At 40.2% G+C, this 1,090-nt stretch carries 1 protein-coding gene; it reads right to left on the bottom strand.

Translation table 11 applies throughout. The annotated features are described in order from the left end of the window. Window positions 1-467: 467 nt before the first annotated feature. A complete protein-coding gene (locus LD39_RS16220; protein ID WP_035549786.1) occupies window positions 468-752 on the bottom strand; it encodes a DUF2624 domain-containing protein in 285 nt (94 codons plus the stop codon). Window positions 753-1,090: the final 338 nt, after the last annotated feature.

Here is a 1,090-nt window from a genome sequence, read left to right as displayed (position 1 = left end):
ATTTGAACACTTTCCTGTGGGGGAACCGGCGAGCTTCCTCGAAATGCACCCTGTGGGATCTCGCCTACTTCCTTCTCCCCCTTCCCCAACGACCCTTACCAAATGATGAGCTCGAAATCATAGGTGTAGCTAACCTGCTTAAATTTATGGTGGAAAACCTTCTGACACACTGAATTAAAGGCATTCTATCTGAGCAATCTCTTTGTAAATATAGGAGTTTCGAGCTGCTCAATATTGAAATGGGGGCCGAGAAACTGGGAGTCTCCTGCGGGAAAGGAAGGGCTGGCTAGACCTCACAGACCGCGCAGCTCGAGGAGGCTGGCCGTCTTCCCCCGCGGAAAGCGACCGGTTTCCACGGCATCCATTCTTCATCACAAAAGTCTCGAAACTGAGTCTTCCGGAATAGGAAGCTTTAATAAAATTACAGGTCCTTTTTTTATCCCTGTATGTTGGCCATAGCATAATAATTATTTCAGCCAGTGTTCCACCCCGTATTCTTTAGCTAGTTTTATAAGTATTTTATTTACAGAACGTGCTGTATCTTTTGAAGTAATCGATGCCAGTCTGATTAACATACGTTTTCGTCCTTCTGGGTCAAAAGGATTTTCATTATTTTTCTTCAAAGCTTTGACGATAGTTTGAGCCTCTGATTTAGAAACAGGAATCTGATACTTTTCGCTGTATGAAAGTATATCTTTTACGGTTAATTGCTTTAGCTTTTGGGTAATGAACTGTTGTGCCACAATCTTCATTTACTTTTACTCCCTCTCATTCAGTCTTTACTACACGATATGAAAGGCAGAAAGGTTATGTGTATTTAAAAAATTTGGATAATAAGTGTTTCAATTGCATTACATACTGCCATCGGATAGTATAGGTCAATGTGTCCAGAGGTGAGATAATTCAATAAAGAATCGATTCAGTTGTCTAGCAAAGAGAGTGAGTTTGGATGAAAAGAGAAAATCATCCTCTACAAGCAGGAATAGCCCTTATACTTGTAGCGGTAACATTCCTTTCAGTGGATATGTTAAAGGAGAAGGATCATGAAAACTTGGCTGATGAAAATAAGCAATTAAAAAATAAAAATGAA

This window comes from Halobacillus sp. BBL2006 (genome assembly GCF_000786645.1).
In the GTDB taxonomy this organism is placed as follows: domain Bacteria; phylum Bacillota; class Bacilli; order Bacillales; family Halobacillaceae; genus Halobacillus.
The sequence above is the reverse complement of the archived record's forward strand: the minus strand, read 5'-3'. Positions and strand labels throughout refer to the sequence as shown.

Bases quoted from the DNA above. Each gene is read 5' to 3' on its own strand.
- LD39_RS16220 (WP_035549786.1), bottom strand. From the start codon at position 752: ATGAAGATTGTGGCACAACAGTTCATTACCCAAAAGCTAAAGCAATTA.